Genomic DNA, 25,973 nt, shown 5'->3' on the forward strand with positions numbered 1-25,973 from the left:
CCTGCCTACCACATCGTCTTCGCGGCGCGCGCACCCCATTCGGAGTCGTATTGCGCGCCGCCTTCCTCACCGGATGAGGCTTCTGCAAGAATCTCGCCAACCGTGGGCAATCCTTCGCTTTGATCGCCGCTGGTCCATGTACCCGCCCGCATCAAGGCCCGGGCGCATTGGGTGTAGATTTCGGCAATCTGGATGACGATCACTGTGGCCGGCTGCTTGCCTTGCTTGTCGAACCGTGCCCTCAACTCTTGATCCGCAGATACCCGTGCCGTCCCATTCAGGCGAACCACAGTGTTGGATCCGGGCACGATAAACATCAGCGAAACCCTCGGGTCGCGAACGATGTTGCGCAAGGAATCCAGACGATTGTTCCCCCGCCAATCCGGCATTGCCAGCGTGTTGGGATCAAGCTCCAAAACAACGGACCCATCGTCCCCGCGCGGGCTGCCATCGACACCTTCGGGGCCAACGGTGCTGAGGACACATAGGCGCGATGCCATGATCCATTGCCGGTAGAGCGGCGTCAGGCTGTGTGCTACTTTGCGCAACGACGGCGCTGCGGGCGTGCCATAGAGCGCCTCTAGGCTCGGGATGTCTTCAATGAACTCCATCCGGATCAAACCCCACTTCTTTCATCAAAGCGTCTGAGCGTGTCTCGATCACATCTTCCAAACGGTTCAGAAACGCGTCCCGTTCGACGCCCGGTTCGATCGGGTCGAGGAAATCGACGATCGCCAACCCCGGTTTGCGCAAGATACCAGTGCGCGGCCAGAATAAGCCGGCATTGGTCGCAACTGGCACACAGGGAAAGCCCAGCCCGCTGTACAGGATCGCCGTGCCGACCTTGTATGGTTTGGACACGCCCGGCGCGACGCGGGTGCCCTGAGGGTAAATCACCAGTTGGCCGGGTTCGGCGAATTCCTTGGCGACGTCTTTGACCATCTTGGCCACTGCCGCACCCTTCTTGCCGCGATTGACCGGGATGCAGCCCAAACGCCGCGCATACATTCCAATGACCGGGGTCCAGAGAAGCTCTCGCTTCATGATGAACTTACCATGCGGGATGGCGTCGAAGATCATGATAATATCAAGGAAAGACTGGTGCTTGGCCCCGATGACAACCTCGCCGGTTGGCACAGTGCCACGCACCTCGCACCTTATGCCAACCATCCATCGCGCCAACCACATCGTGCTGCGCGCGTAGGTTTTGCAAGCCCGCAATGCGCCCTGTTTCGTGAAGATCGCGTATGGCAGATAGACGATTCCAAGGATCAACATCCAAACGTAGATCACAATCATGAAGATCAGGGAACGGATCCATTGAAAGCCCTGTGACATCAGGAAAGCTCCTTCAACTTGCGGCGGGCGGCGGTCCAGGTGGCGAAGAAGGCAACCACAGCGCCCAGAACGGGGATCAGCAAGGGCAACACCCAGCCAAGCCCCTGAAACCCTACTCCGGTCAGAAATCCGCCCTCGTCCGAGGGCTCGGGCAAGAGCAGAACACCCGTCATCCCCAACATCGTTCCGACAAATGCGCCAAAGAAGGCGCGGTAGGTAAAGCGGCGGACAAATGCGCCGGCGATGAACCGATCCCGCGCGCCCACCTGCCGCAGCACTGCGATGATACTGGCATTCGCAGCAAGCGACGCGTTGGCCGCGAGCGTGATCATGGCTGCGGTCGCGCCTCCGATCAGCAGGATCGAGACCCAGCCCAGCCGTCGCAGGGACATCGCCGCATCCACCAGGGGCTCGCGCCAACGGGTGTGGTCATCCAGAACCGCTCCGGGCACTTCGGCGCCCAATCGCAGACGGAGACCAGCCGTATCCAGACCCGGCTCACCTTCAACGATTTCAACCAGTTGCGGGATGGGTAGTGTCTCAATCGGCAAGTCCGGCCCAAACCACGGGGACAGCAGCGCGGCCTGTTCCTCGGCCGTCAACGCGCGGGCCGAGGCGACGCCGGGTGTCTGGCCAAGAACGGTCAGCGCGGTTTCCGTCTGTGCCGCCATCTGCTCGGCCGGGGCGTTGATACGCAAGGTGGCAGCCCCCGCCAGCTCCGAGGCCCAACGGTCTGCAATCCGGCCCGAGGCAAGTGACAGCGCCAGCGCAAACACCGCCAGAAACGCCATTGCGCCCGAAACAAACAGGGTCAGATGCGCAGTATATCCGGTCGGAGGGACCACGCGATCCGCGCGCGTATCCCGGCGCAGGAGGTTGCGGATGTCGCCATTGCTCATAGGTCCGCTCCGGCCAGATTCAGTTTGCGCTGCGAGATGCGCAACACGCGGGCCTGTACTTGGCTTTTGGCCGCCCGGATCAGACTCAGGTCGTGGGTAGCGATCAAGACGGTCTTGCCCATGCGGTTCAGCTCGATCAGCAAGCGCAGCAGCCGTTGCGACATCTCCCAATCGACGTTGCCAGTCGGCTCATCCGCCAGCACAACGTCTGGCGACAGAATTACGGCTCGGGCCAAAGCCGCACGCTGACGTTCACCACCCGACAGTTCGGGTGGATGGGCGTCAAGTCGGCCCCCCAGTCCGACCCAGGACAAAAGCTCGGTCAGGTTGTCCTGCTCTTCCGACTCGGCCCGTCCCGACACCATCAGAGGCAGAGCCACATTTTCAGCCAGCGTCATGTGGTCCAGAAACTGGCAATCCTGATGCACAACCCCGACCCGGCGCCGCAGCAGGGCCATCTGATCCCGATCCAGACGCGCGATATCTTCGTCAAACACGCTCAACCGACCCGAGGTCGGCAACAACGCGCCATAGCACAGCTTTAGCAACGTGGTTTTACCCGCGCCGGAAGGTCCGGTCAGGAAATGGAACGAGCCGGGCTGCAATTTGACTGAGACATCGCTCAGCAATGCGCCGTCGCCATAGGTATAGCTGACATTTTCCAGCTCGATCACAGGTGTCCCCAGTTCTTTTGCCGATCTTCTTGCCCGAGCTTGCCTGCGGTTTCAATGCCTGCACCGAGTCCAATTGGCGACACTTGCACCATGAAACCGAAAACGCCCTTTGCTGTTGGGTCTTAACGGAATATCATCCCTGAAAAAACTACTATCGGGCCGAACGTCAGGCCGGGGAGGCAGTATGAGACTTACATGTCCGAATTGCGGCGCTCAGTACGAAGTGCCGGGCGAGGTTATCCCCGAAGAGGGGCGCGATGTGCAGTGCTCCGCCTGTGACCAGACGTGGTTTCAGCCCAAGCACCCGGAAGACGCAGCACCCACTACCGACGCGCCTGAAGCCACCGCCGAGCCGGACGCTAAGCCAGAGCCGACCCCTGAACCCGACACAAAAGTTGAGGTTGTTGATGAGCCGCCGTCCGATACTGGCAAAACCGGCAATGTCGACCCGGCCGTTGCGAGCATTCTGAAGGAAGAGGCCGCGCGTGAGGCGGAGCTGCGCTCTCAAGAAGGCAGCAGCCTTGAGACGCAACCAGATCTGGCGCTGGAGGATTCTGTCGAACCCGAGTTTCAGATCAAGCACCCAACTGCGACCGAGACCGCCGAGGATGCGGGTCAAAAGGATGAGCTTCCTGACGTTGAGACCATCAATTCAGGCATGATGAGCGACGAGGGCGACGACACGCCCCCGGCCAAACAATCCCGTGGCTTCGTGCGCGGTTTTGCCGTGATGCTGATCATCGGCGTGATCCTCTATTTGATCTACGGCAATGCGCAACAAATCAGCGAGGCCGTGCCGCAAGCAGATCCGGTGCTGGACTCCTACGTCTCTTTGATTGATCAGGCCCGTATCTGGCTTGAGACGCAGGCCGGGGCAGGCGCGCCGCAGGAATAATGCGTTCGGGTTTTACCTTAGTCATCAAGTGACACGAATGTCCCGATAACGCTGAAGGCGTGGCAGGGTATTTGTGTCTCAGGTTTAAGCCGAAACGATATAGCGGCTCAGAACCGTTCCAACAGACGCTTGAGGTATTCCAGCTCGATCTCGGGCCGGTCGGTTTCTCCGGTCCGACGGCGGATTTCGTCCAGCAACTCACGCGCGCGGCGGTAAACGTCTTCACCCTGCAACAGGTTGTCATCGGTGGAGATCGACCCGGCCGCACCGGGATTTCGGCCCAGCGGGTCGCGGCTGTTGGCTTGCGCCTCACCTTCCTCGGTGCCTTGTCCGGATTGGTTCTGCTGATTCTGCGCCATGGCTTCACCCAGTGATCGCATGCCTTCGCGTAGGGCCTCCATCGCTTCGGACTGACGATCGATCGCTTCGGCCAGATCATTGCCGCGCAGCGCCTCCTCCGCCTCCTCCATGGCACCTTCTGCGCGGCCCAACGCATCGCGCGCCGCGTCGCCTTCGGGGGTGCCTGCACCGGGCAAACCCTGTTGCTGTCGGTTCAGTTCCTGCCGCAGGGCCTGCTGCCGATCCGCCAGAGACCCCTCACCCGGTTGGCCTTCGCCCGCCTGATCCGAACCCTGACCCTGGCCGCCCTGACCCTCGTGGCTTTCACCACGGCCCTGACCGCCATTGCGGCCTTCATTGCCCTGGTTTTCTCCGGCCTGAGCGCCGGGGTTGAACTGTTCCTGCAGATCGCGGAATGCCTGATCACTCAAGCCTTGCTGTTCGCGCAGGGTCTCGGCCAAACCTTCCATAGCCTGCTGCCCTTCGGATTGACCACCCTGGCCTTGGCCTTGGGTGACGCGCATGTTCTCCATCATCTGCTGGAACTCTTCCAGCGCCTGCTGCGCCTCGGCCATGCGGCCCTGTTCCATCAATTCCTGAATGCGATCCATCATGGCCTGAAGATCGTCCTGCGTCATCTGCATGCTTTCGCCATTCTGACCGGACTGGCGCTCATCACTGTCGCCGTTTTCCTGCGCAAGGCGCTGCAACTGGTTCAGGTAGTCCTGCGTGGCCTCACGCAGTTCCTGCATCAGCTCGGCGATTTCCTCATCGCTGGCCCCGTTCTGCATCGCCTCAGTGAGACGCTCCTGCGCCCGGCGCATCCGCTCCAGCGCATCAGCCAGAGTGCCCTCTTCGATCAAAACCGCCAGATCCCAAAGGGCCTGCGCGATCTCGGCCTGTTGCTTGTCCTTCAAACCGTAGTCGTTGAAGGTTTCCAACCGCCGCAGGGTGACCCGCAGCCGCAGATAGGCGGTATCGGAGCGAAACAGTTCCTCGGGCCGGTGTGAGATCGCCCGCAGCACCTGAGCCACTCGCGGCGCATTGGTCCGCGACCAGAGTAGATCGCGGCGTTGTTCGATCACCGCAGCGGCCAAAGGATCAAAGAACCGGCGCGCGGGCAGATCGGTCAAATACGGCTCGGAGGTGCTTTCCTGATCCGAAGCGTCACGCGCCATCAACGTGATACGAACCGGCAGATGCGCCCATGGGTGCTGCGAGAAATCCTCGATTAGGTCTTCGGTGAAATCCGCGCGGTCGCCGGTGATCGGCATTGGCAATTCGACCTCGATCACCTCGCGCGGTTCCGGGTCAGCCGTCAGACCATAGCGACGATCAACCGAGGTCATATCCAACTCGATCACCGCCGAACCGGAGACGATCCCGTAGTCATCCGAGGCCGCAAAGGGCAGCTTCATCTGACCGCCCGCCTCGGCCTCGGCCGCGCCTGCAACCGCAATGTTGGGTGGGGTGTCGGGGATGACGTCCACCATCCAATCCCGCCCGGCAGGCCCGTCAATACGCATCTGGCCTGAACGGGCGACGGTGAAATCCTGCTCAGTTTCGGTCGCGGCCTCGGCACCGAGGGGAGAGCTTGTTTCGGTCAGGCTATGCGCGCCGACCTCGCCATAGAAACGCAGGGTGACGCGACTGCCTTGCGGGATCGACAGCGTGGGGCCGGTCTGGTCGGCCAGATAGAGCGTCGGCAGTCCGGTATAGCGTGGTGGTTCGACCCAACCTTCCCATGTTGGTCCTTGCCCCGCCACTGCAGTTCCGGGGGCCATCTCGGCCACCGAGCCAATCCGCCAGAACGAACCGAACAGGGCTGCGACCACCAGCGCCAGCAAAGCTGCGTAGCGCAGAGCGTAAGGATCGCGCGAGGCCAGTCTCAGGTCGGGTTTGGCAACGCGCGCTTGCGCGGCACGGTCCGCCATCCGCGCCTTGTGCGCCTGCCAGAGGGCAACCGAATCCGCATCCCCCGCACCAATCGCCTGATCATCCATCAATGCCTGAATCGGACGCCCGGGCAGGGTTTCATCCAATCGGGCCAGCGCTTCGGCTCGTGATGGCAGGTGGAATTGCCGAATCCCCCAGATCGCGCTGACAAGCAGCGCAATGGCTACGACGACAGCTGCGCCCCACACGATCTCAACCCGCACAACATCATGCAGACCCAGCATCAACGCGGCCAAAACAGCCATCAAAACCGAGAAAAACGGCCAAAACGCGCGCAAAACCTGCTCGGCCAGCAATCCGGCATGTGTCATCCACACGGACAGACGGGGAACGGGCAGGTTTGGTTTGTCGCTCAAAGCGGGCCTCCGGGTGTTGGCCCGCGCGCCTACCGCGTCAGAGCCACTCAGGTATGGTATCGCGGTTTATGATTTCGTCAAAGCTTGGGCGTTCACGAATTACGGCAAATTGATCCCCATTCACCAAAACCTCGGGGATCAGGGGGCGCGTGTTGTATTCGCTGGCCATCACCGCGCCATAGGCCCCGGCGCTGCGGAAGGCGATTAGATCACCCGGCGCAAGCGGCGGCATGTTGCGCTGTTTGGCAAAAGTATCACCGGATTCGCAGACGGGGCCCACGATGTCATAGGGCTGTTGTTCGACCCCCGCTGCGGGTTCCTGTACCGCAACGATATCGTGATGCGCCTCATACATGGCCGGGCGGATCAGATCGTTCATCGCGCCGTCAACGATCAGGAAATCACGCCCTTCGCCGGATTTCACATAGATCACCTTGCTGACCATCAGACCGGCATTGCCTGAAATCAGGCGACCGGGTTCGATTTCGATTTCACAGCCCAGATGACCCAGCGTTTTCTTGATCAGCGCACCATATTCCAACGGCAGAGGCGGCGCGTCGTTCGAGCGCGTGTAGGGAATGCCAAGCCCACCGCCCAGATCGAGGCGGCGGATGTTGTGGCCCTCTGCACGCAACTGCTCGGTCAGTTCGGCGACCTTGGTGTAGGCCAGCTCAAACGGCTCCAGCTCGGTCAGTTGCGAGCCGATATGGACGTCGACGCCGATGACCTCCAGCCCCGGCAGAGATGCCGCGTGGGCATAGACCTCGGACGCGCGCGAGATCGGGATGCCAAACTTGTTCTCGGACTTGCCGGTTGCGATTTTGGCATGGGTCTTGGCGTCCACATCCGGGTTCACCCGAACGGTGATCGGCGCGACAACACCGAGGTCAGTCGCCACCGCGTTGATCACTTCCATCTCGGGCTCGGATTCGACGTTGAACTGGCGGATGCCGCCGGTCAGCGCTGTGCGAATCTCATCCGCCGTCTTGCCAACACCCGAAAAAACGATCTTGTCACCCGGCACACCGGCGGCCTTGGCCCGCAGGTATTCCCCGCCCGAGACCACATCCATCCCGGCACCCGCCTGCGCCAGCGTTTTCAGGATCGCCTGATTGCTGGCGGCCTTCATCGCATAGCAGACAAGGTGATCAGTGCTTTCAAGCGCGTCATCGAACAGCTTGAAATGCCGCAACAGGGTCGCAGTCGAATAGACATAGAACGGGGTTCCGACCGCGGCTGCGATTTCGGAGATCGGGACATCCTCGGCGTAAAGCGCGCCGTCGCGGTAGAGAAAGTGATCCATAAAAGCGCGATTAGACCAAAACCGCCCTATGGATCAATGGATTCGCACTGAAACGATACGCCGCAGGGCGTTCAGAAATCGTTCGACACGCCGACACGCGCATAGCCGGACACTGAGACTCCGGTTGAACTGGGCTCTTTTTGCGGCGCCGGCCGTTGGCTGGAGGTCGGCTCGCAAGCCGCAAGCGCGACGAGCGCCAGAAGAAATACGAAAACTCGCATGAAGTCAGTCTCTGAGTACTAGAACGAAGGGCCGCGCCTTGGCGAGCCAGACCCTATTTGGGTGTTTCACCCGGAATTACAACGAGATCAGCGATTAAACGCCCAGGTAGAGTCCAAAACCCCCGCGGCGGAAGCCGATGCCTCCGCCCACATGCGTTCCGCTGGAGCCGACGCCAACACCCACGCTTGCCGTTGGCTGAACCGGCTCACCATCCGCGCCACATCCGGCCAGCGCGAACCCAGCCGCCACAATCACCGCTATGCGTAGAACTGTCATCACACCAGCGCCTTCCATCGCTCAACCTGCGCCCGCACCTGATCCGGGGCGGTGCCACCATAGGACTGACGCGAGTTTACAGAGTTTTGGACAGTAAGAACAGAATAGACGTCATCGGTGATATCCGCATGGACCGACTGCATGTCTTCCAAGGTCAGATCAGGCAGGTCGCAGCCCTTGTTTTCAGCCATCGCAACCAGCGAACCAGTAACATGGTGAGCATCACGGAACGGCAGACCCAGAACCCGCACCAGCCAATCGGCCAGATCGGTCGCGGTTGAGAAACCCGAACCGGCAGCGGCGGCCAGGCTGTCGCGATTGGCGGTCATATCCTTGACCATGCCCTCCATCGCCGCCAGCGCCAGCATCCAGTTATCGGCGGCGTCAAAGACCTGTTCCTTATCTTCCTGCATATCCTTGGAATAGGCCAGCGGCAGACCCTTCATCACCATCATCAGCGCGGTGTTGGCACCAAAGATGCGACCGACTTTGGCGCGGATCAGTTCCGCAGCATCCGGGTTTTTCTTCTGCGGCATGATCGACGAACCGGTCGAGAACCGGTCAGACAGCGTGACAAACCGGAACTGGGCCGAGGACCAGATGACCAATTCTTCGGCAAAACGCGACAGATGCACGGCGCAGATCGACGCGATCGACAGGAACTCCAACGCGAAATCCCGGTCGCTGACCGCATCCAGCGAGTTTGCGGCGGGGCGATCAAAGCCCAGCGCTTCGGCAGTCATGTGGCGGTCGATGGGGAACGACGTTCCGGCCAGCGCGGCTGCTCCCAGCGGGGATTCGTTCATCCGGGCACGGGCGTCGCGAACGCGGGACAGGTCGCGGCCAAACATCTCAACATAAGCCATCATGTGATGGCCCCACGTCACCGGCTGCGCGGTTTGCAGGTGGGTGAAGCCGGGCATGACCCAATCCGCCCCGGCCTCGGCCTGCGCCAATAGCGCGCGGATCAGAGCTAGAAGGCCGGTTTCTGCCGCGTCCAACTGATCGCGGACCCACAGTTTGAAGTCGGTCGCCACTTGGTCATTGCGGCTGCGGCCCGTATGCAAACGGCCTGCAGGCTCACCAATAACTTCCTTCAGCCGCGCCTCGACATTCATGTGGATATCTTCCAGCGCGGTCGAGAACTGAAATTCTCCGTTCTGAATTTCTGACAAAACGGTGAGCAGCCCTTCCCGAATGGCTTCGGCGTCACTATCAGTAATAACGCCTGTGGCGGCCAGCATGGCGGCATGGGCGCGCGAGCCTGCGATGTCCTGGGCTGCCATCCGCTGATCGAACCCGATCGAGGCATTGATTGCCTCCATGATCGCGTCTGGACCGGCGGCAAAGCGGCCGCCCCACATCTGGTTCGAGGATTGATCGGTCATGTAAGAAAACCCGGAGTTGATATGCGCCTATTTCGTCTGATCCCCCTTTATATGGCCCTTGCGCTGGGTGCAAATGCCGCTTTGGCGACCGATGCCGAAACGCTCGGCCCCTTGCGTGAAGACAGCCTGAAACGGCTGATCCTACACAAAGAACCCAAACCGGTGACGCCGGTTGATTTCCAGCTAGAAGATGACGGCGGCACGGCCTCACTTGCGGACTATAAAGGCAAATACGTCTTGCTGAACTTCTGGGCCACCTGGTGCGCGCCCTGCCGCAAGGAAATGCCCCAGATCGCCGAGCTACAGGACGAATTCGGAGGCGACAAGTTCGAGGTTCTGACACTGGCAACTGGGCGCAACTCGCCTGCCGGGATCAAGAAATTCTTCGAGGAAAACGGCATCGTTAACCTGCCCCGCCATCAGGACCCCTCGCAAGCAGTGGCGCGTGAGATGGGTGTCATCGGACTGCCGATCACGGTCATCATCGACCCGGAGGGCAATGAAATCGCCCGCCTGATCGGCGATGCTGAATGGAACTCGGAGAGCGCGAAGGCGATCATTTCGACTTTGGTCGAGGCCAACAGCTAAGCTGACGCAACGCCACCTTTGACAGCCCATCCTCCGATCCGCACTCTGTGCGCAGGAGGATGGAATGCCACTGGAAATTCTGTTGGTGCTTGTGGTCGGCGGAATTGCCGGGGTCACTCTGTTGCTGCATCTGACCGGCAGATCGCAGCGGTGCGTTCTGTCTCCTGAAACCGCGCGCGATCAATGGGTCCGGCATTTCCCGGAAGACACAATTATCGACGTCACGGTTTCCCATGATCGCCACGCCGCGCTGGTGCGGACGGAAAAAGGGCCGGGTCTCCTCTGGTCCTTTGGCGCGGATACTGTGGCGCAGCATCTGCTGGACTATGACTTGCTGGATCGCACCGACGGGTTTGAGATTCCGTTCCACGATTTCGGCACACCCAAAGCCATCATCCATCTGGATGACCTCGAGCGCCCCCACTGGCGCAACCTGATGGAGCCCGCATGACCGACCAGATCACCTTTCCCGACGCCGTCCAATGGGCGGTCCCTTTCTTCATCGCCGCCATTCTGGCCGAGTTCGTCTGGATCGCCGTCAAAGGTCGCGGCGGGAGGTATGAGACGCGCGATGCGGTGACCTCTCTGATCATGGGGGCGGGCAATATTGCGTCGGGGTTCCTTCTGGGGTTTATCGCCTATGGGTTCTTCATGTGGCTGTGGCGGATCACGCCGCTCGATCTGGGTACGTCGATCCCGATCATCATCCTGTGCTTTGTGCTGGATGACCTACGGTACTACTGGGTGCATAGGTTTGGCCACCGTATCCGCTGGGTCTGGGCCAGCCATGTGAACCATCACAGCTCGCAGCACTACAACCTGACCACCGCGCTACGGCAGACATGGACCTATACGTTTACCTTCATGATGGTGGTGCGCGCGCCGCTGATCCTGCTGGGCTTTCACCCGGCGATGGTGCTGTTCGTGGGCGGCATCAACCTGATCTACCAGTTTTGGATTCACACAGAAGCCATCGGCAAAATGCCCCGTTGGTTCGAAGCGGTGATGAACACCCCCAGCCATCACCGGGCGCATCACGGCCGCAACGCGCGCTATTTGGATTGCAACTATGCTGGCGTTTTCATCATTTGGGACAAGATGTTCGGCACTTTTGTTCCCGAGCAAGATTGCGACCGCGTCGACTATGGGCTGGTTCACAACATCGCCACCTTCAACCCGCTGCGTGTAGCCTTTCACGAATGGGTCGGCATCTGGCGCGATGCGACCCAACCGGGGCTGACGCTGAAGCAACGCCTCGCCTATTGTTTTGCCCCGCCCGGCTATAGCCATGATGGAAGCCGCGACAGCTCAGCGCAGATCAAGGCAAAGCATCTGGCCCGCCACCCTGAAGATCTCGGAACGCCCGGATTCGAGCAGACTCGCGAAAACCTGCCTAATTCCGCAGCAAAACAGGCCTGATCCTGGCGTTACACCACGCCGCTTTGGTTGAAATCCGGCCCGAACGGTCCATATGGAGCGTCAGGTGTGACGTAACCAGTGACCGGAGGCCGGAATGACCCGAGTGACAACCGTATCAACCACAGTCGGACTGCTAGGTGTGCTTCTGGCCATGTTTGCCGCCATCGCAACGGCAGCATCAGCGCTTGTCCTGATCGGGTTTTCCATGATGATCCTTGGCGTAACGGGCGCGGTGTTCGGCGCCGCGGCCTCCCTCAGCCATGCGTGGCAATCTGCGCGCTAAACGTCACCTGCATTAACCGCAGATTCATCTGTTTCCTGCGACACTGCAACCGAAGAGCCATTCGGGATCAGCGCGCATGCGGGACAAGACAGGTGCAGAGTCAGGGGAAGGGCCGGACAGCCCTTTGACCTCGGCAGTTTCCGGTCGGGATCAATCCGTATTGCAGATGGCCTCGGATGCGGTTCGGCACAAACAATGCAAACTGGCCTTTCAGCCGGTGATGCAGGCACAGGCGCCTCATAACGTTGCCTTCTACGAAGGGCTGATCCGCGTTTTGGATGAAACTGGGCGGGTCATCCCTGCACGCGATTTCATGCCTCAGGTAGAAAACACGCCCATCGGGCGAGAGTTGGATTGCATCGCGCTAGAGATGGGGCTTCAAACACTGATCAGGAACCCTCAGATCCGGCTGTCGATCAACATGTCGGCGCGTTCGATCGGGTATTCGCACTGGTCCCGCATTCTGGATCGCTTTCTCAAACGGGACAGCAATCTGGGAGAACGACTGATTTTGGAGATCTCCGAGAAATCGGCGATGCAAGTACCCGAACTGGTGATCGACCTGATGGACAGGTTGCAGGAGCGTGGTATTGCCTTTGCGCTGGATGACTTCGGCGCAAGCAATTTCTGCTTTCGGCATTTCCGGGAATTCTTGTTTGATGCCGCCAAGATCGACGGTCAATTCATTCGTGGCATCAGCACCGACCCCGACAACCAGGCCCTCGTCCGCGCATTGATCGCAGTCGCGCGAGAGTTCGAAATTCTGGTCACAGCCGAATCAGTCGAAAATCCGCAAGACGCAGCTTTCTTGAGCGCAAGCGGTGTCGACTGCATGCAGGGTTTCCTGTTTGGCGCACCGTCGTTGTCGCCGCCGTGGAAGGCAGAAAGAAATTCCAAAACAGGGACTTAGTTGACTCACCGGCGCGCGAACACTTGCCTGATTGCCGCCTGAGGCAAGCTGTCCGTTGCTGCAAGTGCAGCATTGCGCTATTGCAGAAGGCACTAGAGGGGGGAGAAATTGGCGCTCTGGTACGGGCAGAGGGAGCCCTCTGCGGTCCGCGTCGTCACATTTCCCGCTGGACCACGACGGTAAAGGACAAATTATATGACCAATGTAGTAATCGCATCCGCCGCACGTACAGGTGTGGGCAGCTTTGGCGGCTCGTTTGCCAATACCCCCGCACATGATCTGGGCGCTGCCGTCCTTGAAGCCGTCGTCGAACGCGCCGGCGTCGACAAAGGCGAAGTCAGCGAAACCATTATGGGTCAGGTCCTGACCGCCGCTCAGGGCCAGAACCCCGCACGCCAGGCGCATATCAACGCCGGTCTACCGCAGGAAAGCGCGGCCTGGGGCATCAATCAGGTTTGTGGCTCTGGCCTGCGCGCTGTTGCGCTGGGTGCGCAGCACATCCAACTGGGCGATGCGGATATCGTCGCCGCTGGTGGCCAAGAAAACATGACCCTGTCTCCCCACGCCGCTGCCCTGCGCGCGGGTCATAAGATGGGCGACATGAAATACATCGACACTATGATCCGCGACGGTCTGTGGGATGCGTTCAACGGCTATCACATGGGCCAAACCGCCGAGAACGTCGCCGAGAAATGGCAGATCAGCCGCGACATGCAGGACGAATTCGCCGTTGCCTCGCAAAACAAAGCTGAGGCTGCGCAGAACGCAGGCAAGTTCGCAGATGAAATCGTTCCGTTCACCATCAAAACCCGCAAGGGCGACATCGTGATGGACAAGGACGAATACATCCGTCACGGCGCAACAATGGAAGCAATGGCCAAACTGCGCCCGGCCTTCACCAAAGACGGCTCGGTCACCGCAGCAAACGCTTCGGGCCTGAATGACGGCGCGGCGGCGACCCTGCTGATGTCGGCTGAGAACGCCGAAAAGCGCGGGATTGAGCCACTGGCCCGTATCGCATCCTACGCGACTGCCGGTCTAGACCCGTCGATCATGGGCGTTGGCCCGATCTACGCCTCGCGCAAAGCGCTGGAGAAAGCAGGCTGGTCGGTCGACGATCTGGATCTGGTCGAAGCCAACGAAGCCTTCGCCGCGCAGGCCTGCGCCGTGAACAAGGACATGGGCTGGGATCCTTCGATCGTGAACGTGAACGGTGGCGCGATTGCAATCGGCCACCCGATCGGAGCATCCGGTTGTCGAGTTCTGAACACGCTTTTGTTCGAAATGAAGCGCCGCGATGCCAAGAAGGGTCTGGCCACCCTCTGCATCGGTGGCGGCATGGGTGTCGCCCTCTGCGTGGAGCGCGACTAAGTGCGTTGACATCTAAATAGAAAAGGGCGTCCACTGGACGCCCTTTTTTGTTACAATCAAGCTTTACACAACCACTGCGACAATATCGCCAGACAGAAAGACAAGATCGAACACGAAACGATATTGCGCAACATTCTCTCTCAGAGTAACAGAATTACCAAGACGACCAAAATTGGAGGAGTCATCCATGGCACGTACAGCACTCGTAACCGGCGGTTCTCGCGGCATCGGCGCAGCAATTTCCAAGGCGCTCAAGGCCGAAGGATACAATGTTGCCGCCACCTATGCGGGGAATGACGAAGCCGCAGCAAAATTCACCGAGGAAACCGGCATCGCCACCTACAAGTGGAACGTAGCCGATTATGACGAATCCAAAGCGGGTATCGAAAAGGTCGAGGCCGAGGTCGGTCCCATCGACATCGTCGTCGCTAATGCGGGCATCACGCGCGACGCGCCCTTCCACAAGATGACGCCTGAACAGTGGCATCAGGTCATCGACACCAACCTTACCGGCGTTTTCAACACCGTACACCCCGTCTGGCCCGGCATGCGCGAGCGTAAGTTCGGCCGCGTCATCGTCATCAGCTCGATCAACGGTCAGAAAGGCCAGTTCGCTCAGGTGAACTACGCAGCCACCAAAGCGGGCGATCTGGGTATCGTGAAGTCGCTGGCGCAGGAAGGCGCGCGTGCGGGCATCACCGCCAACGCGATCTGCCCCGGCTACATCGCAACCGAAATGGTTATGGCTGTGCCTGAGAAGGTCCGCGAGTCGATCATCGGCCAGATTCCGGCCGGTCGCTTGGGTGAGCCTGAGGAAATCGCGCGCTGCGTCGCCTTCCTGGCGTCGGACGATTCTCAGTTCATCAATGGGTCGACCATCTCGGCCAACGGCGCTCAGTTCTTCGTCTGATTTCAGCGCACTGAACGAAAACGGGCCGGTCCTTTTGGACCGGCCCTTCTTTATCCCGTAAGTCCGCGCGCGCTGCGGTCAGCGGGAACCAAACACCCATCCCAGAACTTTGTGAACAAGCTTGCTGCGCTCTTCATGGGCACGACGAATTGCAATCTGGACAGACGGGTTTGTTGACATCTCGATCATGGCAGATCCCCTTTGCTAAAGCTGAACTTGACTTGCCCTAAACATGACCCTTGATTGAAAAAGGCACAAACGAGAGTTTTCAAGCATTCAGATAAGTATTACTTAAGTGACATGAGTGATCGCCTTCCCCCTCTCACCGCTTTGCGCGCCTTTGACGCTGCCGCGCGGCACATGTCCTTTGCCAAAGCCGCAGAAGAGTTGAACGTCACGCCCGCGGCGCTGTCCTTCCAGATCAAATCGCTTGAGGATCACTTGGGCCATCCGCTGTTTCGCCGCCTGAATCGCGCGGTCGAGCTAACCGAGGCGGGAAAAGCGCTCGCCCCAGGGACTGCCGAGGGGTTTGCGTCGCTCAAAGCCGCGTGGGCCGCAACACGCAGACTGCAGGACAACACGACCCTCACCGTGACGGCCGGACCAGCGCTGACCGCCAAATGGCTGGCTCCGCGCCTTTACGATTTTGCCCGCGCACATCCCGAAATTGACCTGAGATTTTCGGCCACCCTGCGCAATATGGACCTTGAGAGGGATGACGTGGATGTCGCGATCCGGTTTGGCTATGGCGGGGATGATGGCCTCTATTGCCTGCCGGTTCGCAAAGAGTGGCTGACCCCTGTTATGACGCCCGAACTGGCCGCCGAGTTCACAACGCCCGAAAGCCTGCGCGACGCGCCTCTGATACATGACGATTCGATTGCGTTTCTAAAACCTCCAGCGGATTGGCCGACGTGGTTCCGCGCTGTTGGCGTCGAGTTCACGCCGACCCACGGGGCGCATTTTTCCAACGCAGACCACGCGATTGACGCGGCCGTCGCTGGAGTGGGCGTGGCCTTGGGGCGACGGGCGATGATCATCAAGGACATGATGGAAGGGCGGCTTGTCGCGCCGTTCAAAACCGCCATCGAGACCAAAGGCCGCTTTCGATTTCTCTGCCTGCCCGGAGCGGAAAACCGGCCTCAGGTCGCAGCATTTCGCGATTGGTTTGTTGCGGAGATTGAAAAAACCGCTCATATCTCGGATGAATTCACCATCGTTCCTGTAGAAGACGTCTCATCCACATGACCAGACAACGCGCCACCGCCATCGGCTTCATTGCGGTTTTGCTTTGGGCGCTGCTGGCCCTGTTCACGGTCGGGTCAGCCCCAACGCCGCCTCTGCTGCTGAATGCGATCTGCTTCAGTATCGGCGGTACTTTGGGGCTTGTCTGGACGTGGCGATCGGGCGGATTGTCCCAGCTGCGCCGCATCAGTTGGAAAGTCTACGCCTTTGGAACGGTGGGCCTGTTCGGCTACCACGCGCTGTATTTCTCGGCCCTTCGGATGGCCCCGGCGGCCGAAGCAGGGCTGATCGCCTATCTCTGGCCGCTGCTTATCGTCCTGTTCTCGGGCCTGTTACCCGGAGAGAATCTGCGCGCTGGCCACCTGATCGGGGCGTGCTTGGGCTTTGCCGGGGCTGCGCTGATCATCACTGGAGGCGGCAGCGCCGGGTTTCAAGCCGACCACCTACCGGGGTACGCGCTGGCGTTCCTGTGCGCCCTGACATGGTCAGGTTACTCCGTGTTGTCGCGGAGACTGGGTGAAACGCCCACAAGCTCGGTCGCTGTGTTCTGCGTGTTCACGGCGATCGCCTCATGGGGCCTGCATTTCGCGCTTGAGGCACCTGTCTGGCCGGACACCACGCTCAGTTGGTTATCGACACTGGCCCTTGGTCTGGGGCCGGTCGGTCTGGCGTTCTATGTCTGGGATATCGGGGTCAAGCAGGGCGACATTCAGATGCTGGGCACCAGCTCTTACGCGGCGCCTTTACTGTCTACCGTGGTTTTGGTTTTTGCCGGGATCGCCATGCCGACATGGACATTGGCGATCGCGGCGGTCTTGATCACCGGCGGGGCCGTGGTTGCGGCGCGCGCCAGTCTTAAAGGTTAGGTCGATAAGCGCTCGATCTCTTCCTTCAGCCTTAGCTTCTGTTTCTTTAGCTGGGCGATATGAAGATCATCAATGCCTGGCGCGCGTTGAGCTTGTTCCACTTCGAGACCGAGAGATTCGTGCTTCTTCTTCAGTTCCGTCAGATGTGCGCTCACGCTCATGGCGATCCTCCTTGTTTACGTGTCTAGATGTCACGTAAGAAGTTGAGCATATCGTTTCCACCCTGTCACGCCGCAGACGCGAAGAAAAAGTGATAAATCCGACAAATTCGGCTGGTCATTGCCGATTGACGTGAAACGGCCCCAACGCAGCGCCTTGCCGCAGCACATCCGAGAGTTCCGGCGTATAGCTGTCACCGTCGCGCTCATGCCATAGACCTGCATGCAGGATGATAGGCGCATGCAGCCGGAACGCCGCCCGCCCGCCTTTGCGGGCCCGTAGAATCACAAGCTCGGCCTCTCGCCCTACGCGGGCCGAAAGCGGCAGCACTTCGACCGAGCCCAGACGTCCCCGACAGGCCAAAAGCATATCTTGCAGGCGATCCGCCTTTTGGATCATGTGCAGATAGCCGCGCGGGGCCAGCCGTTTGGCCGCGACATCAATCCAATCGGCAAGAGGCGTCTCCTCCCCCAAAGCCACACTGCGCCCTCGGTCCATGGCTGCGCTGTGGGCCCCGGCGCGATAGTAGGGCGGGTTGGCGATTACATGGTGGAACTGGCGCTGCTTTAGATCGGAGGGCAGCTCATTCAGATCAGCCGAGACGACCTCCAACACCTTATTGTTATCGGCGGCATTGCGGCGGGCCAGATCCGCATAGGCCATTTGCAGTTCCACGCCGCACAGGTCCAAACCTTGGACCCGTGTCGCAAGACACAAGATTGCAGCGCCGGCCCCGCAGCCAAGCTCCAGCACCGACTGACCAGAGGTTGCGGGCACGCTGGCCGCCAGCAAAACAGGGTCAACCCCTGCGCGATAGCCCGACACGGGTTGCCACAGGCGCAACCGCCCGCCGAGGAAATCGTTCCGGCTTAGCTCATCCTCCTTGAACCCGGTCATCGCCCCAGCGGGATCTCGTTGTCGCGCATCACACGCTCTGCTCGGGTCAGGTCGTCAGCCCGAACCATCAGACGGCGTGGGAAAATTCCGATGCCGCCTTCGAGGATGCTCATATTTACGTCCATCTGAAAGCAGTCTATATCCTCGCCCTCAAGAAGAGCGGATGCAAAGGCCAGGATTGTCGGATCGGTGCTGCGCAATAGTTCTTTCATGGGGATGGATGTAAGGGCAAGGCAAGGCGAAAGTCGAGCCTTGTATCAGGAGTGTGATGGGCATCAGCACAATCTCGAAGCCGCACGAACGGCTGACCGAAATGTTGACCGGCGAAATGGAGGCGGTGAATACGCTGATCCGGACCCGGATGGCGTCCGAACACGCGCCCCGTATCCCCGAGGTGACCGCGCATCTGGTCGAAGCGGGCGGCAAGCGCCTGCGCCCGATGCTGACATTGGCGGCGGCGCGACTGTTTGGCTATTCGGGCGAGCATCACGTGCGTCTGGCCGCGACGGTCGAGTTTATTCACACCGCGACCCTGTTACATGACGATGTGGTCGACGAAAGCGCTCAGCGGCGCGGGCGGCCTACGGCGAACCTGTTGTGGGACAATAAATCCAGCGTGTTGGTGGGCGACTATCTGTTTTCCCGCAGCTTCCAACTGATGGTTGAAACCGGATCGCTGCGCGTTCTGGACATCCTCGCCAATGCCTCGGCCACGATTGCCGAAGGCGAGGTGCTGCAGATGACCGCTGCCACCGACCTGAACACAGATGAGAGCATCTATCTGCAAGTCGTACGCGGCAAGACCGCAGCCCTGTTCTCCGCAGCGACCGAAGTTGGCGGCGTGATTGCGGAAGCCTCAGATGCGCAGGTCAAAGCTCTGTTCGACTATGGAGATGCCTTGGGCATTGCCTTCCAAATCGCCGACGATCTGCTGGATTATCAGGGTGACAGCAAGGCAACTGGCAAGAATGTGGGCGACGATTTCCGCGAACGCAAACTGACCCTGCCGGTGATCAAAGCCGTTGCGCAGGCCACAGCGGATGAGCGTATCTTCTGGGAGCGCACGATCGAAAAAGGCCGCCAGCAGGATGGCGATCTGGAATATGCGCTTGGGCTTATGAACAAATACCAGACGCTCGAGGCGACCCGTCAGGACGCGCTGGGATGGGCGAACAAGGCCAAAGCCTCGCTCGAGGATTTGCCTGATCACGAAATCCGCACTCTGCTGCGCGATCTGGCCGACTACGTGGTCTCGCGCCTTAACTGAGCATCGTTGCGCGGCACCACCAATCTGGCTGGGCCGCGCCGATCTCATAGGCTGCGAAATGCGCGGCCTTCATCGACGGGTAGAGCGCAAAACAGGTCGACCCTGACCCCGACATTCGGGCCAGCAGCACATCCCTTGTGTCCGCCAATTCCTCCAACACACGCCCGATTTGCGGGGCCTGGCTTATGGCGGGCTGTTCAAGGTCGTTTCTCTGGTTCGAGAGCCACGCGACGCAGTCTTCCACGCCCGCGAATGAGGGGATTTGATCTGGCAATCCCGGATTGTCCCGCGACGCCATTGCGCCGAAGACCGATCCGGTCGAAACCTCAACCCCAGGATTGACCAGCAGGGCAGGCAATTGGGGCAAAGCGATCCGGTCCACCTGCTCGCCAATCCCCCGCATCCGCGCAGCCTCGACCACCATGCAAACCGGAATATCGGCCCCTAACGCGGTCGGAAGATGTGGCGGGATATCAAGCCCCTGCGCCGCCGCTTGGCGCAGCATGGCCGCCGCGTCCGAGGACCCCCCGCCAATGCCTCCACCATGAGGCAGCACTTTGCTCAACGTGACATGGCCCGTCCAACCGGCGCCCTCGGCCGCTTTCCAAACGAGATTTCGGCTGTCCGTGGGAACCCCGTCGGCATGCTCTCCGCTCACCGAGATCGACAGGCCTGCGCCCGGCTCAAACACCAGCTGATCGCCAATGTCGGCAAAAACCACCAGCGAATCCAGCAGATGATAGCCATCCGTGCGCTGGCCGGTGACATGCAGGGTTAGATTGACCTTGGCGGGCGCAAAACCGCTAGTTGCCATTGGCAACCTTCAGCGGATCCGCGCCCTCTTCGGACAGAACCGTATCCAGACCGACCTCGAGCTTGCGTCGGATGCGTTCAGGATCAGCCTCACCATCGGTGTCTTCGGGATCAACGAAGGACAGGGCCCGTTTCCACTGGAACTCAGCCTCGCGGGCGCGTCCGACGGCCCAGTAGACATCGCCCAAATGGTCGTTGACCACCGGATCCACCGGCATCAGCTCAACCGCGCGCTCCATATGCTCGACCGCTTCGTCATAGCGACCAAGGCGGAACAGGACCCAGCCCAAGCTGTCGACGATATAGCCACTGTCGGGGCGAGCCGCGACGGCGCGTTCGATCATGTCCAGCGCCTCATCGAGTTTTTCGCGACGTTCGACAAGTGAATAGCCCAGATAGTTCAGAACCTGCGGCTGATCCGGGTTCAGCTCAAGCGCGCGACGGAAATCGGCTTCGGCCTGATCCCATTGCTTGAGGCGCTCATGAGAAATCCCGCGCGCGTAGTGCAGGAACCAATTCGCGGCCGAGACACGCTCCGCCAGATCAATTGCGGTGTTGTAGGAATCAACCGCGGCGGCATAGTTTTCCTCGCGGCGCTGCAGATCGGCCAAAGCGACATGGACACTGGGAAGATCAGGCTTTTCCGCAGCCAGAGATTGTAGAACCTCAACCGCCGCATCGGTTTTGCCGGATTGCCCCAGAACATCAGCCCGGCCCAGTTCGGCCACGTGGTGATCGGTGCTGTCCTTGGGAACCGCGCGATACGCTTCGACCGCAAGATCAAGCTGGTTGAGTTCCGACAGAAGCTCAGCGCTCATCAGAAGGGCGTCGACGTGATCGGGCCGCAGGAAGCTGGCAGTGCGAGCATAGAGCAGAACGTAGTCCGGCGCGGCCTCGTCATTCAACGCAGCACCCACCGAAAAGAAGATCTCGGCCATGCCGTCTTGCGCCGTTCCTGCATGGGTGAAGGGCAGCGTTTCGCCATCAGACAATCGGCTTGTGTAATCTGCGATCGACGGATCGCTTCCGGCCTGAAACACATCGGCCAGGAAGGTCAGAGCGTCCTCATTCCGGTCAAGCTGCGACAGAACCTCGGTCCGGGCTAACGCGGCGCGGCGGGTGAACCGGGCCACGACCCCGTCATCGGCCGCGAAAATCGCCTCAGCCCCTTCGAAATCACCGATCGACGCCAAAGCCATCGCTTTGTGATAGAGGGCAAACTCGCGCAACCCTTCCTGGGTTGTAACCGAGTCGAACTGCTCCATCGCCTTGGTCATCTCACCCTGACCAAGATAGGCCCACGCAATCATCAACCCATCGACCAATGGACCCACGCCCTGCGTTTCGGGATCACGTGACAGCAGGGTCTCCCAATCGCCCTCTGCGATCAGGTTTGCGGCGATGGCAATCCGGGCTGCTTGGCTCGGCAGGCCATTCTCTTCAATGGTCTCAGCGATGGGCAGTGCGCGCTCAACTTCGCCCAGCGCCAGCCGCGCGACGACGACGCTTTCCAAAAGCAATGCGTTCTGCGGATCAGACCGCAACGCCTGCGCATAATACCTTTCGGCGGCGGCATAGTCGTTTTCGTAGATTGCCTGACGTCCGGCCAAATAGGCCCCGGACCCGGTATCCGAAAATGCCGGGATTGCGACCGAGGATGAAAGCAGCGCGGCCAGTGCCACGCGACGAACCAGGGAAACCACCAAAATCCTGCCTTGCTATCGTTGACTGCACGTTAAGCTAGGGCCTCGGCCGGCAAGAGGCAATGGCTCAAGGTTCACGACGCCGCCATTGCACCGGTTTTCGCCTAAGAACTGGCCACCCTGTTGCACGGATCAAGCAGGAGCGCCGTCCAACACTCAATGGCAGCTCATCAATAGGGCTTTTGGTTGGCTCACCCTGGCGGAGGATTTGGGTGCCCTTCGCGTTTCATAAAGCACATGTTCGGTTTGGGTGATTTCAACTCATTCAGAGTGAAATATTTTTGCGATTGCGCAAAAGGCCGACTGACGGAATGGTGCTTCCAAACACTGTTGGCAAACCAGACACGGTATAAACATACGATGAAGTCACATGCGAAAGTAGTTGTGGTCGGGGGCGGCTGCGTTGGGGCCTCTATCCTTTATGGTCTGACTGAACATGGCTGCACAGATGCGGTGATGTTGGAGCGGACGACGCTAACGTCAGGGTCCACTTGGCACGCCGCCGGTTTGCTTGTGACCTTTGTACGGTCGCGAAACGTGTCGAAGATGACCATGGAAACCATCCGCATTTATACCGAGGTTGAGGAAAAGATGGGGACCTCCGTGGGCCTTCGCAAAGTGGGCCAGCTGCGCGTTGCCAATACCGAAAAGCGCTGGGATGAGTTCCAGTCCTATATCTCGATCGCCGAAGCCGCCGGGGTGCCATGCAAGCTGCTGACACCGGAAGAGATTGCCGAGGTTCACCCTCTACTGAACCAAAGCCCGGATATTCGTGGCGGCATCCTGCATACCGAAGACGGCTATGTGAATCCCGCCGACATCACCATGGCGCTGGCCAAGCTGGCGCGCGATGCCGGGGCCAAAGTCTATCAGAACACCGAAGCCACCGCTTATGAAAAGCTTGAGAACGGCCACTGGAAAGTGACCACCAACCAAGGTGAGATCACTTGCGAGCATCTAATCTTTGCTACCGGCAACTACGCCCGAGAAAATGCGCGCCGTGTGGGTCTGGACCTGCCCTGCATCCCGATCGTTCACCAATATTGGACGACCGAGACCGTTCCCTTGCTGAAAGAACGCAAGGCACAGGGTCTGCCGGAATTCCCGATCCTGCGGGACGAGGATTATGGCGCCTATCTGCGCGAGGACGTGGGCGGCATCCAGTTTGGCCCCTATGAATTCACCAAGGACCTCAAGCTGTTCGCCGAAGACCGCGTGCCGCCTGATTTCGGGGCCGACCTTCTGCCCGAAGATTTCGATGCCGTGGAAACCCAGTGGGAACGCGCCATCGAACGGGTTCCGACACTGGGCGAGGTTGGAATCAAGGCCAATACCCGCGGCCCGTTCCAGATGACCCCGGACGAGCTGCCTCTGGCTGGCCCCGCGCCGGGGCACGAGAACCTGTGGCTGGCCGAAGGGATGCCCGGCGGTATCCTGTGGGGCGGCACGGTCGGGAACCGTCTGGCCAAGTGGATCGTGGATGGCGATCCGGGCATGGACATGTCGGAACTCGACCCGCGCCGGTTCTCGGACTATGCCTCGAAACGGTGGACCATGGACAAGGTGCGCGAGACCTGGGGCACCCATATGGATGCGCACATCCCCGGTGAGGATTTCCCCGAAGCCCGTCCGATGAAAACCGCAGGCTCCTACGATCTGTTGACCGCCCATGGCGCCGTCTGGACCAGCTTCAACGGTTATGAATTCCCGCGCTGGTTTGCCAAATCGCCCGAAGAGGCGATCCCCGAACACTCCTTCCGCCGCACCAATCATATGGGGTTGGTACAAGAAGAAGTGCGCCGCACTCGCGAAGAGGCGGGCTTCATCGAGATGTCTCCGATGACCAAATTCACCGTGCGCGGGCCGGGCGCGGCCAAATGGTTGGACGGCCTGATGGCGAACAAACTGCCCAAGGTGGGGCGTATGACCCTGTCGCTGATGCTGAACGACAAGGGCGGGATGGATGCGGAATATTCCATCGTGCGCAAGGCGCAGGATGATTTCTACCTGATCTCGACCCCGAATTGGCAAGCCTATAACTGGGACCAGATGCAGCGTCTGCTGCCCAAAGACGGCTCGGTCGTGATGGAGGACATCTCGGAACAGCTGGGCGTGATCGCTCTAGCTGGTCCGAAATCGCGCGAGATCCTGTCGAACCTGACCGACAATGATCTGTCGAACGAGGCCTTCCCCTGGCTTTCGGCGCAAATGGGTGAGGTAGGCTATGCCAAAGGCGTTCACCTGCTGCGCGTCTCCTACACCGGTGAGCTGGGATGGGAGTTGCACCATCCGGCGGGCTACAACCGTCACCTCGTGGATCTGCTGCTTAAGGCGGGCGTAAAACCCTTCGGCCTTGAAGCGCTGGAGTCCATGCGGCTCGAGAAATCCTACCGGGCCATCAACCGCGAGATCTGCAAGGACCTGACCCCGTTTGAAGCCGATCTGGGCCGGTTCGTCGCCATGACCGAAAAGATCGGCGGGCAAGTGGTCGAACGGGACTTCATCGGCAAACCCGCTCTGCTGAAACAGCAGGAGACGGGAGGATACAACACTCTGGTCACGTTGAAATTGCCATATTGCGATACGTCGGTGATGTTTGACGAAGGCGTCTATTCCGACGGCAAACTGATTGGGCGCGTTACCTCGGGCGGGTTCTCATACTATTGCAACCACGACATCGCGATGGCGCTGGTGCCGCAGAACATGACGGCACCGGGCACCAGAATGCAGGTTCTGGTCCATAACGAGATGCGCGAGGCCGAGGTCATCGACACCTGCGCCGTGGACCCCACCAGCGCCCGCGCACGCGCCTGAAAAGAACAACAAGGGGGCTTGCGGTCCCTTTCACGAACACAAGGACAGGATCTAGCAGATGACCGATATCTCAACGAAAACGCTCTCACTCCAAGAGGTTAGGGAATTGGCGAAATCCGGCCTTGTGGCTGCGGGCATGGATGATCCGGGCAGCGACATGATCGCTGAGATTGTCGTGAAGTCCGAACGTGACGGCCCGCGCAGCCACGGTTTGCGCATGCTGCCGGTCTACGCCCAGAGCTTTACCTCGGGTTATGCCAACCCCGCTGCGCACCCCAAATTCGAGCGTATCGCACCGGGCGTTCTGCGTGGTGACGCAGACAATGGATACTACCAGATCGCCGCGGCCGCAGCACGGGACGAGCTGATCGCAATGGCGCGCGAAAACGGGATCGCTGCCTTTACCTGCGCAAATAGTCACCACCTTGGCGCGTTGCGCTTTGACACCGAACCGCTGGCCGAGGCGGGGTTGGTGGCTTTGGCTGTCGTCAACTCGCTGTCGATGGTGGTGCCTCAGGGCGGTGTGCGCCCTGTCTTTGGCACCAACCCAATGTCGTTTGCCTGCCCGCGTGACGGCATGGAGCCCATCGTTTGGGATCAGGCGTCCTCGACGGTCGCGTTGATGGATATCCGCATGGCCGCCGCCGAAGGGCATGACCTGCCGCGCCCTGCGGGTCTCGCCCCGGACGGCCAGCCCAGTGCCGATCCCAACGCCATCTTGGAAACCCGCAGCCTGTTGCCGTTCGGCGAACACAAAGGGGCCGCGATTGCCTTCCTGATCGAGGTCCTGGGCGCGGCGCTGGCAGGGGGCACCCTCTCGGTCGAAAATGCCGAGCGCGAAGCGCATGGTGCGCTGAACGTCAAGGGCGGCGCGACCCTGATTGCGATGGATCCGACACGGTTCGGAAATGCCGCCTTCAACGACTATGTCACGCGCATCTGTGCCGAGATCGACGGCAACGGCACCGCCCGCATCCCCGGTGACGGGCGGCTGAAGAACCGCGCCGCGTCTCAGGCCGAGGGTGTCAGCGTCAGCACCGAATTGCTGTCGCAGTTGCAAGACTTGCGGTAAGCTCTCGAAC

General features: G+C 60.2%; 26 protein-coding genes. 13 read left to right on the forward strand and 13 right to left on the reverse strand.

From position 1 onward, the window contains the following. Positions 1-5 precede the first annotated feature (5 nt). The 4 genes from ACR0I8_RS15045 to ACR0I8_RS15060 are packed head-to-tail and all read right to left on the reverse strand — an operon-like array spanning position 6 to position 2,911. Positions 6-611 carry a pyridoxamine 5'-phosphate oxidase family protein gene (locus ACR0I8_RS15045; protein WP_170691519.1) on the reverse strand — a complete coding sequence of 202 codons (606 nt, stop codon included), beginning with the start codon at positions 609-611 and terminating at the stop codon, positions 6-8. After that, entirely contained in the window at positions 598-1,338 is a 741-nt protein-coding gene (locus ACR0I8_RS15050; RefSeq protein ID WP_170691521.1) for a lysophospholipid acyltransferase family protein, read from the reverse strand. Before ACR0I8_RS15050 ends, ACR0I8_RS15045 begins: the two co-directional genes overlap by 14 nt. Then, the gene (locus tag ACR0I8_RS15055) at positions 1,338-2,237 is read right to left on the reverse strand and encodes an FtsX-like permease family protein (RefSeq protein WP_170691523.1); all 900 of its coding nucleotides are present in this window, start codon (positions 2,235-2,237) and stop codon (positions 1,338-1,340) included. The genes ACR0I8_RS15050 and ACR0I8_RS15055 overlap by 1 nt, the downstream gene beginning before the upstream one ends. Next, the gene (locus ACR0I8_RS15060) at positions 2,234-2,911 is read right to left on the reverse strand and encodes an ATP-binding cassette domain-containing protein (protein WP_170691525.1); all 678 of its coding nucleotides are present in this window, start codon (positions 2,909-2,911) and stop codon (positions 2,234-2,236) included. Before ACR0I8_RS15060 ends, ACR0I8_RS15055 begins: the two co-directional genes overlap by 4 nt. Positions 2,912-3,095: 184 nt before the next feature. Between ACR0I8_RS15060 and ACR0I8_RS15065 the strand changes: the two genes are divergently transcribed. Then, positions 3,096-3,806 (forward strand): zinc-ribbon domain-containing protein, encoded by a 711-nt coding sequence (locus ACR0I8_RS15065; RefSeq protein WP_170691527.1) that lies wholly within the window; start codon positions 3,096-3,098, stop codon positions 3,804-3,806. A 107-nt stretch (positions 3,807-3,913) separates the two neighbouring features. Here the strand turns inward: ACR0I8_RS15065 and ACR0I8_RS15070 are convergent, their stop codons facing one another. The 4 genes from ACR0I8_RS15070 to argH form a co-directional block, all read right to left on the reverse strand. After that, positions 3,914-6,457 (reverse strand): TIGR02302 family protein, encoded by a 2,544-nt coding sequence (locus ACR0I8_RS15070; protein WP_480703332.1) that lies wholly within the window; start codon positions 6,455-6,457, stop codon positions 3,914-3,916. A 37-nt stretch (positions 6,458-6,494) separates the two neighbouring features. After that, complete coding sequence (lysA, locus tag ACR0I8_RS15075; protein WP_170691530.1) at positions 6,495-7,760, reverse strand: diaminopimelate decarboxylase; 1,266 nt, start codon at positions 7,758-7,760, stop codon at positions 6,495-6,497. A 315-nt stretch (positions 7,761-8,075) separates the two neighbouring features. Then, the gene (locus ACR0I8_RS15080) at positions 8,076-8,258 is read right to left on the reverse strand and encodes an argininosuccinate lyase (RefSeq protein ID WP_170469036.1); all 183 of its coding nucleotides are present in this window, start codon (positions 8,256-8,258) and stop codon (positions 8,076-8,078) included. Continuing rightward, positions 8,258-9,646: an argininosuccinate lyase gene (gene argH, locus ACR0I8_RS15085; RefSeq protein WP_170691532.1), complete on the reverse strand. Its 1,389-nt coding sequence runs from the start codon at positions 9,644-9,646 to the stop codon at positions 8,258-8,260. The genes ACR0I8_RS15080 and argH overlap by 1 nt, the downstream gene beginning before the upstream one ends. A 21-nt stretch (positions 9,647-9,667) precedes the next feature. Between argH and ACR0I8_RS15090 the strand changes: the two genes are divergently transcribed. The 9 genes from ACR0I8_RS15090 (at position 9,668) to yddG (ending at position 17,238) form a co-directional block, all read left to right on the forward strand. Then, on the forward strand, positions 9,668-10,234 hold the full coding sequence (locus ACR0I8_RS15090) for a TlpA disulfide reductase family protein (RefSeq protein ID WP_170379012.1): 567 nt from the start codon (positions 9,668-9,670) through the stop codon (positions 10,232-10,234). A 64-nt stretch (positions 10,235-10,298) separates the two neighbouring features. Continuing rightward, complete coding sequence (locus ACR0I8_RS15095) at positions 10,299-10,685, forward strand: hypothetical protein (protein WP_480703334.1); 387 nt, start codon at positions 10,299-10,301, stop codon at positions 10,683-10,685. After that, positions 10,682-11,653: a sterol desaturase family protein gene (locus ACR0I8_RS15100; RefSeq protein ID WP_170691534.1), complete on the forward strand. Its 972-nt coding sequence runs from the start codon at positions 10,682-10,684 to the stop codon at positions 11,651-11,653. Before ACR0I8_RS15095 ends, ACR0I8_RS15100 begins: the two co-directional genes overlap by 4 nt. A 94-nt stretch (positions 11,654-11,747) precedes the next feature. Beyond that, positions 11,748-11,936 (forward strand): hypothetical protein, encoded by a 189-nt coding sequence (locus tag ACR0I8_RS15105; protein WP_170379018.1) that lies wholly within the window; start codon positions 11,748-11,750, stop codon positions 11,934-11,936. Positions 11,937-12,012: 76 nt separating this feature from the next. Next, positions 12,013-12,846, forward strand: coding sequence for an EAL domain-containing protein (locus ACR0I8_RS15110; protein ID WP_170691536.1), 834 nt, complete (start codon positions 12,013-12,015; stop codon positions 12,844-12,846). Between the two features lie 195 nt (positions 12,847-13,041). Continuing rightward, the gene (locus ACR0I8_RS15115) at positions 13,042-14,217 is read left to right on the forward strand and encodes an acetyl-CoA C-acetyltransferase (RefSeq protein ID WP_170379022.1); all 1,176 of its coding nucleotides are present in this window, start codon (positions 13,042-13,044) and stop codon (positions 14,215-14,217) included. A 187-nt stretch (positions 14,218-14,404) separates the two neighbouring features. Next, positions 14,405-15,127 carry an acetoacetyl-CoA reductase gene (phbB, locus tag ACR0I8_RS15120; RefSeq protein ID WP_170379024.1) on the forward strand — a complete coding sequence of 241 codons (723 nt, stop codon included), beginning with the start codon at positions 14,405-14,407 and terminating at the stop codon, positions 15,125-15,127. Positions 15,128-15,427: 300 nt separating this feature from the next. Next, complete coding sequence (locus ACR0I8_RS15125) at positions 15,428-16,375, forward strand: transcriptional regulator GcvA (protein WP_170469054.1); 948 nt, start codon at positions 15,428-15,430, stop codon at positions 16,373-16,375. Continuing rightward, positions 16,372-17,238 (forward strand): aromatic amino acid exporter YddG, encoded by an 867-nt coding sequence (gene yddG / locus ACR0I8_RS15130; protein WP_170661210.1) that lies wholly within the window; start codon positions 16,372-16,374, stop codon positions 17,236-17,238. Before ACR0I8_RS15125 ends, yddG begins: the two co-directional genes overlap by 4 nt. On the opposite strand, the gene ACR0I8_RS15135 is transcribed toward yddG, so the two are convergent. The 3 genes from ACR0I8_RS15135 to ACR0I8_RS15145 form a co-directional block, all read right to left on the reverse strand. Then, positions 17,235-17,399, reverse strand: coding sequence for a YdcH family protein (locus ACR0I8_RS15135; protein ID WP_170379030.1), 165 nt, complete (start codon positions 17,397-17,399; stop codon positions 17,235-17,237). The genes yddG and ACR0I8_RS15135 overlap by 4 nt on opposite strands. 115 nt (positions 17,400-17,514) lie before the next feature. Then, positions 17,515-18,294, reverse strand: coding sequence for a methyltransferase (locus ACR0I8_RS15140; protein ID WP_170691538.1), 780 nt, complete (start codon positions 18,292-18,294; stop codon positions 17,515-17,517). Further along, positions 18,291-18,506 (reverse strand): putative signal transducing protein, encoded by a 216-nt coding sequence (locus ACR0I8_RS15145; protein WP_037316655.1) that lies wholly within the window; start codon positions 18,504-18,506, stop codon positions 18,291-18,293. Before ACR0I8_RS15145 ends, ACR0I8_RS15140 begins: the two co-directional genes overlap by 4 nt. Before the next feature lie 56 nt (positions 18,507-18,562). On the opposite strand from ACR0I8_RS15145, the gene ACR0I8_RS15150 reads away from it, so the two are divergent. Continuing rightward, positions 18,563-19,561 carry a polyprenyl synthetase family protein gene (locus tag ACR0I8_RS15150; RefSeq protein ID WP_170691539.1) on the forward strand — a complete coding sequence of 333 codons (999 nt, stop codon included), beginning with the start codon at positions 18,563-18,565 and terminating at the stop codon, positions 19,559-19,561. Here the strand turns inward: ACR0I8_RS15150 and ACR0I8_RS15155 are convergent. After that, positions 19,554-20,375: a 4-(cytidine 5'-diphospho)-2-C-methyl-D-erythritol kinase gene (locus tag ACR0I8_RS15155; RefSeq protein WP_170691541.1), complete on the reverse strand. Its 822-nt coding sequence runs from the start codon at positions 20,373-20,375 to the stop codon at positions 19,554-19,556. The two genes, ACR0I8_RS15150 and ACR0I8_RS15155, sit on opposite strands and share 8 nt — an antisense overlap. Next, positions 20,365-22,080 (reverse strand): tetratricopeptide repeat protein, encoded by a 1,716-nt coding sequence (locus ACR0I8_RS15160; protein WP_480703337.1) that lies wholly within the window; start codon positions 22,078-22,080, stop codon positions 20,365-20,367. Before ACR0I8_RS15160 ends, ACR0I8_RS15155 begins: the two co-directional genes overlap by 11 nt. A gap of 357 nt (positions 22,081-22,437) precedes the next feature. Here ACR0I8_RS15160 and ACR0I8_RS15165 point away from each other — a divergent pair, with 357 nt between their 5' ends. Then, positions 22,438-24,891, forward strand: coding sequence for a GcvT family protein (locus ACR0I8_RS15165; RefSeq protein ID WP_170642756.1), 2,454 nt, complete (start codon positions 22,438-22,440; stop codon positions 24,889-24,891). A gap of 58 nt (positions 24,892-24,949) precedes the next feature. Beyond that, positions 24,950-25,963, forward strand: coding sequence for an Ldh family oxidoreductase (locus ACR0I8_RS15170; protein ID WP_480703339.1), 1,014 nt, complete (start codon positions 24,950-24,952; stop codon positions 25,961-25,963). Positions 25,964-25,973 lie beyond the last annotated feature (10 nt).

This window comes from Ruegeria sp. BG9, from assembly GCF_056538305.1.

Bases quoted from the DNA above. Each gene is read 5' to 3' on its own strand.
- ACR0I8_RS15170 (WP_480703339.1), top strand. From the start codon at position 24,950: ATGACCGATATCTCAACGAAAACGCTCTCACTCCAAGAGGTTAGGGAA.
- ACR0I8_RS15140 (WP_170691538.1), bottom strand. From the start codon at position 18,294: ATGACCGGGTTCAAGGAGGATGAGCTAAGCCGGAACGATTTCCTCGGC.
- ACR0I8_RS15125 (WP_170469054.1), top strand. From the start codon at position 15,428: ATGAGTGATCGCCTTCCCCCTCTCACCGCTTTGCGCGCCTTTGACGCT.
- ACR0I8_RS15090 (WP_170379012.1), top strand. From the start codon at position 9,668: ATGCGCCTATTTCGTCTGATCCCCCTTTATATGGCCCTTGCGCTGGGT.
- ACR0I8_RS15050 (WP_170691521.1), bottom strand. From the start codon at position 1,338: ATGTCACAGGGCTTTCAATGGATCCGTTCCCTGATCTTCATGATTGTG.
- ACR0I8_RS15165 (WP_170642756.1), top strand. From the start codon at position 22,438: ATGAAGTCACATGCGAAAGTAGTTGTGGTCGGGGGCGGCTGCGTTGGG.
- ACR0I8_RS15145 (WP_037316655.1), bottom strand. From the start codon at position 18,506: ATGAAAGAACTATTGCGCAGCACCGATCCGACAATCCTGGCCTTTGCA.
- ACR0I8_RS15095 (WP_480703334.1), top strand. From the start codon at position 10,299: ATGCCACTGGAAATTCTGTTGGTGCTTGTGGTCGGCGGAATTGCCGGG.
- phbB (WP_170379024.1), top strand. From the start codon at position 14,405: ATGGCACGTACAGCACTCGTAACCGGCGGTTCTCGCGGCATCGGCGCA.
- ACR0I8_RS15135 (WP_170379030.1), bottom strand. From the start codon at position 17,399: ATGAGCGTGAGCGCACATCTGACGGAACTGAAGAAGAAGCACGAATCT.
- argH (WP_170691532.1), bottom strand. From the start codon at position 9,646: ATGACCGATCAATCCTCGAACCAGATGTGGGGCGGCCGCTTTGCCGCC.
- ACR0I8_RS15110 (WP_170691536.1), top strand. From the start codon at position 12,013: ATGCGGGACAAGACAGGTGCAGAGTCAGGGGAAGGGCCGGACAGCCCT.
- yddG (WP_170661210.1), top strand. From the start codon at position 16,372: ATGACCAGACAACGCGCCACCGCCATCGGCTTCATTGCGGTTTTGCTT.
- ACR0I8_RS15080 (WP_170469036.1), bottom strand. From the start codon at position 8,258: ATGACAGTTCTACGCATAGCGGTGATTGTGGCGGCTGGGTTCGCGCTG.
- ACR0I8_RS15150 (WP_170691539.1), top strand. From the start codon at position 18,563: ATGGGCATCAGCACAATCTCGAAGCCGCACGAACGGCTGACCGAAATG.
- lysA (WP_170691530.1), bottom strand. From the start codon at position 7,760: ATGGATCACTTTCTCTACCGCGACGGCGCGCTTTACGCCGAGGATGTC.
- ACR0I8_RS15055 (WP_170691523.1), bottom strand. From the start codon at position 2,237: ATGAGCAATGGCGACATCCGCAACCTCCTGCGCCGGGATACGCGCGCG.
- ACR0I8_RS15115 (WP_170379022.1), top strand. From the start codon at position 13,042: ATGACCAATGTAGTAATCGCATCCGCCGCACGTACAGGTGTGGGCAGC.
- ACR0I8_RS15105 (WP_170379018.1), top strand. From the start codon at position 11,748: ATGACCCGAGTGACAACCGTATCAACCACAGTCGGACTGCTAGGTGTG.
- ACR0I8_RS15065 (WP_170691527.1), top strand. From the start codon at position 3,096: ATGAGACTTACATGTCCGAATTGCGGCGCTCAGTACGAAGTGCCGGGC.
- ACR0I8_RS15045 (WP_170691519.1), bottom strand. From the start codon at position 611: ATGGAGTTCATTGAAGACATCCCGAGCCTAGAGGCGCTCTATGGCACG.
- ACR0I8_RS15100 (WP_170691534.1), top strand. From the start codon at position 10,682: ATGACCGACCAGATCACCTTTCCCGACGCCGTCCAATGGGCGGTCCCT.
- ACR0I8_RS15155 (WP_170691541.1), bottom strand. From the start codon at position 20,375: ATGGCAACTAGCGGTTTTGCGCCCGCCAAGGTCAATCTAACCCTGCAT.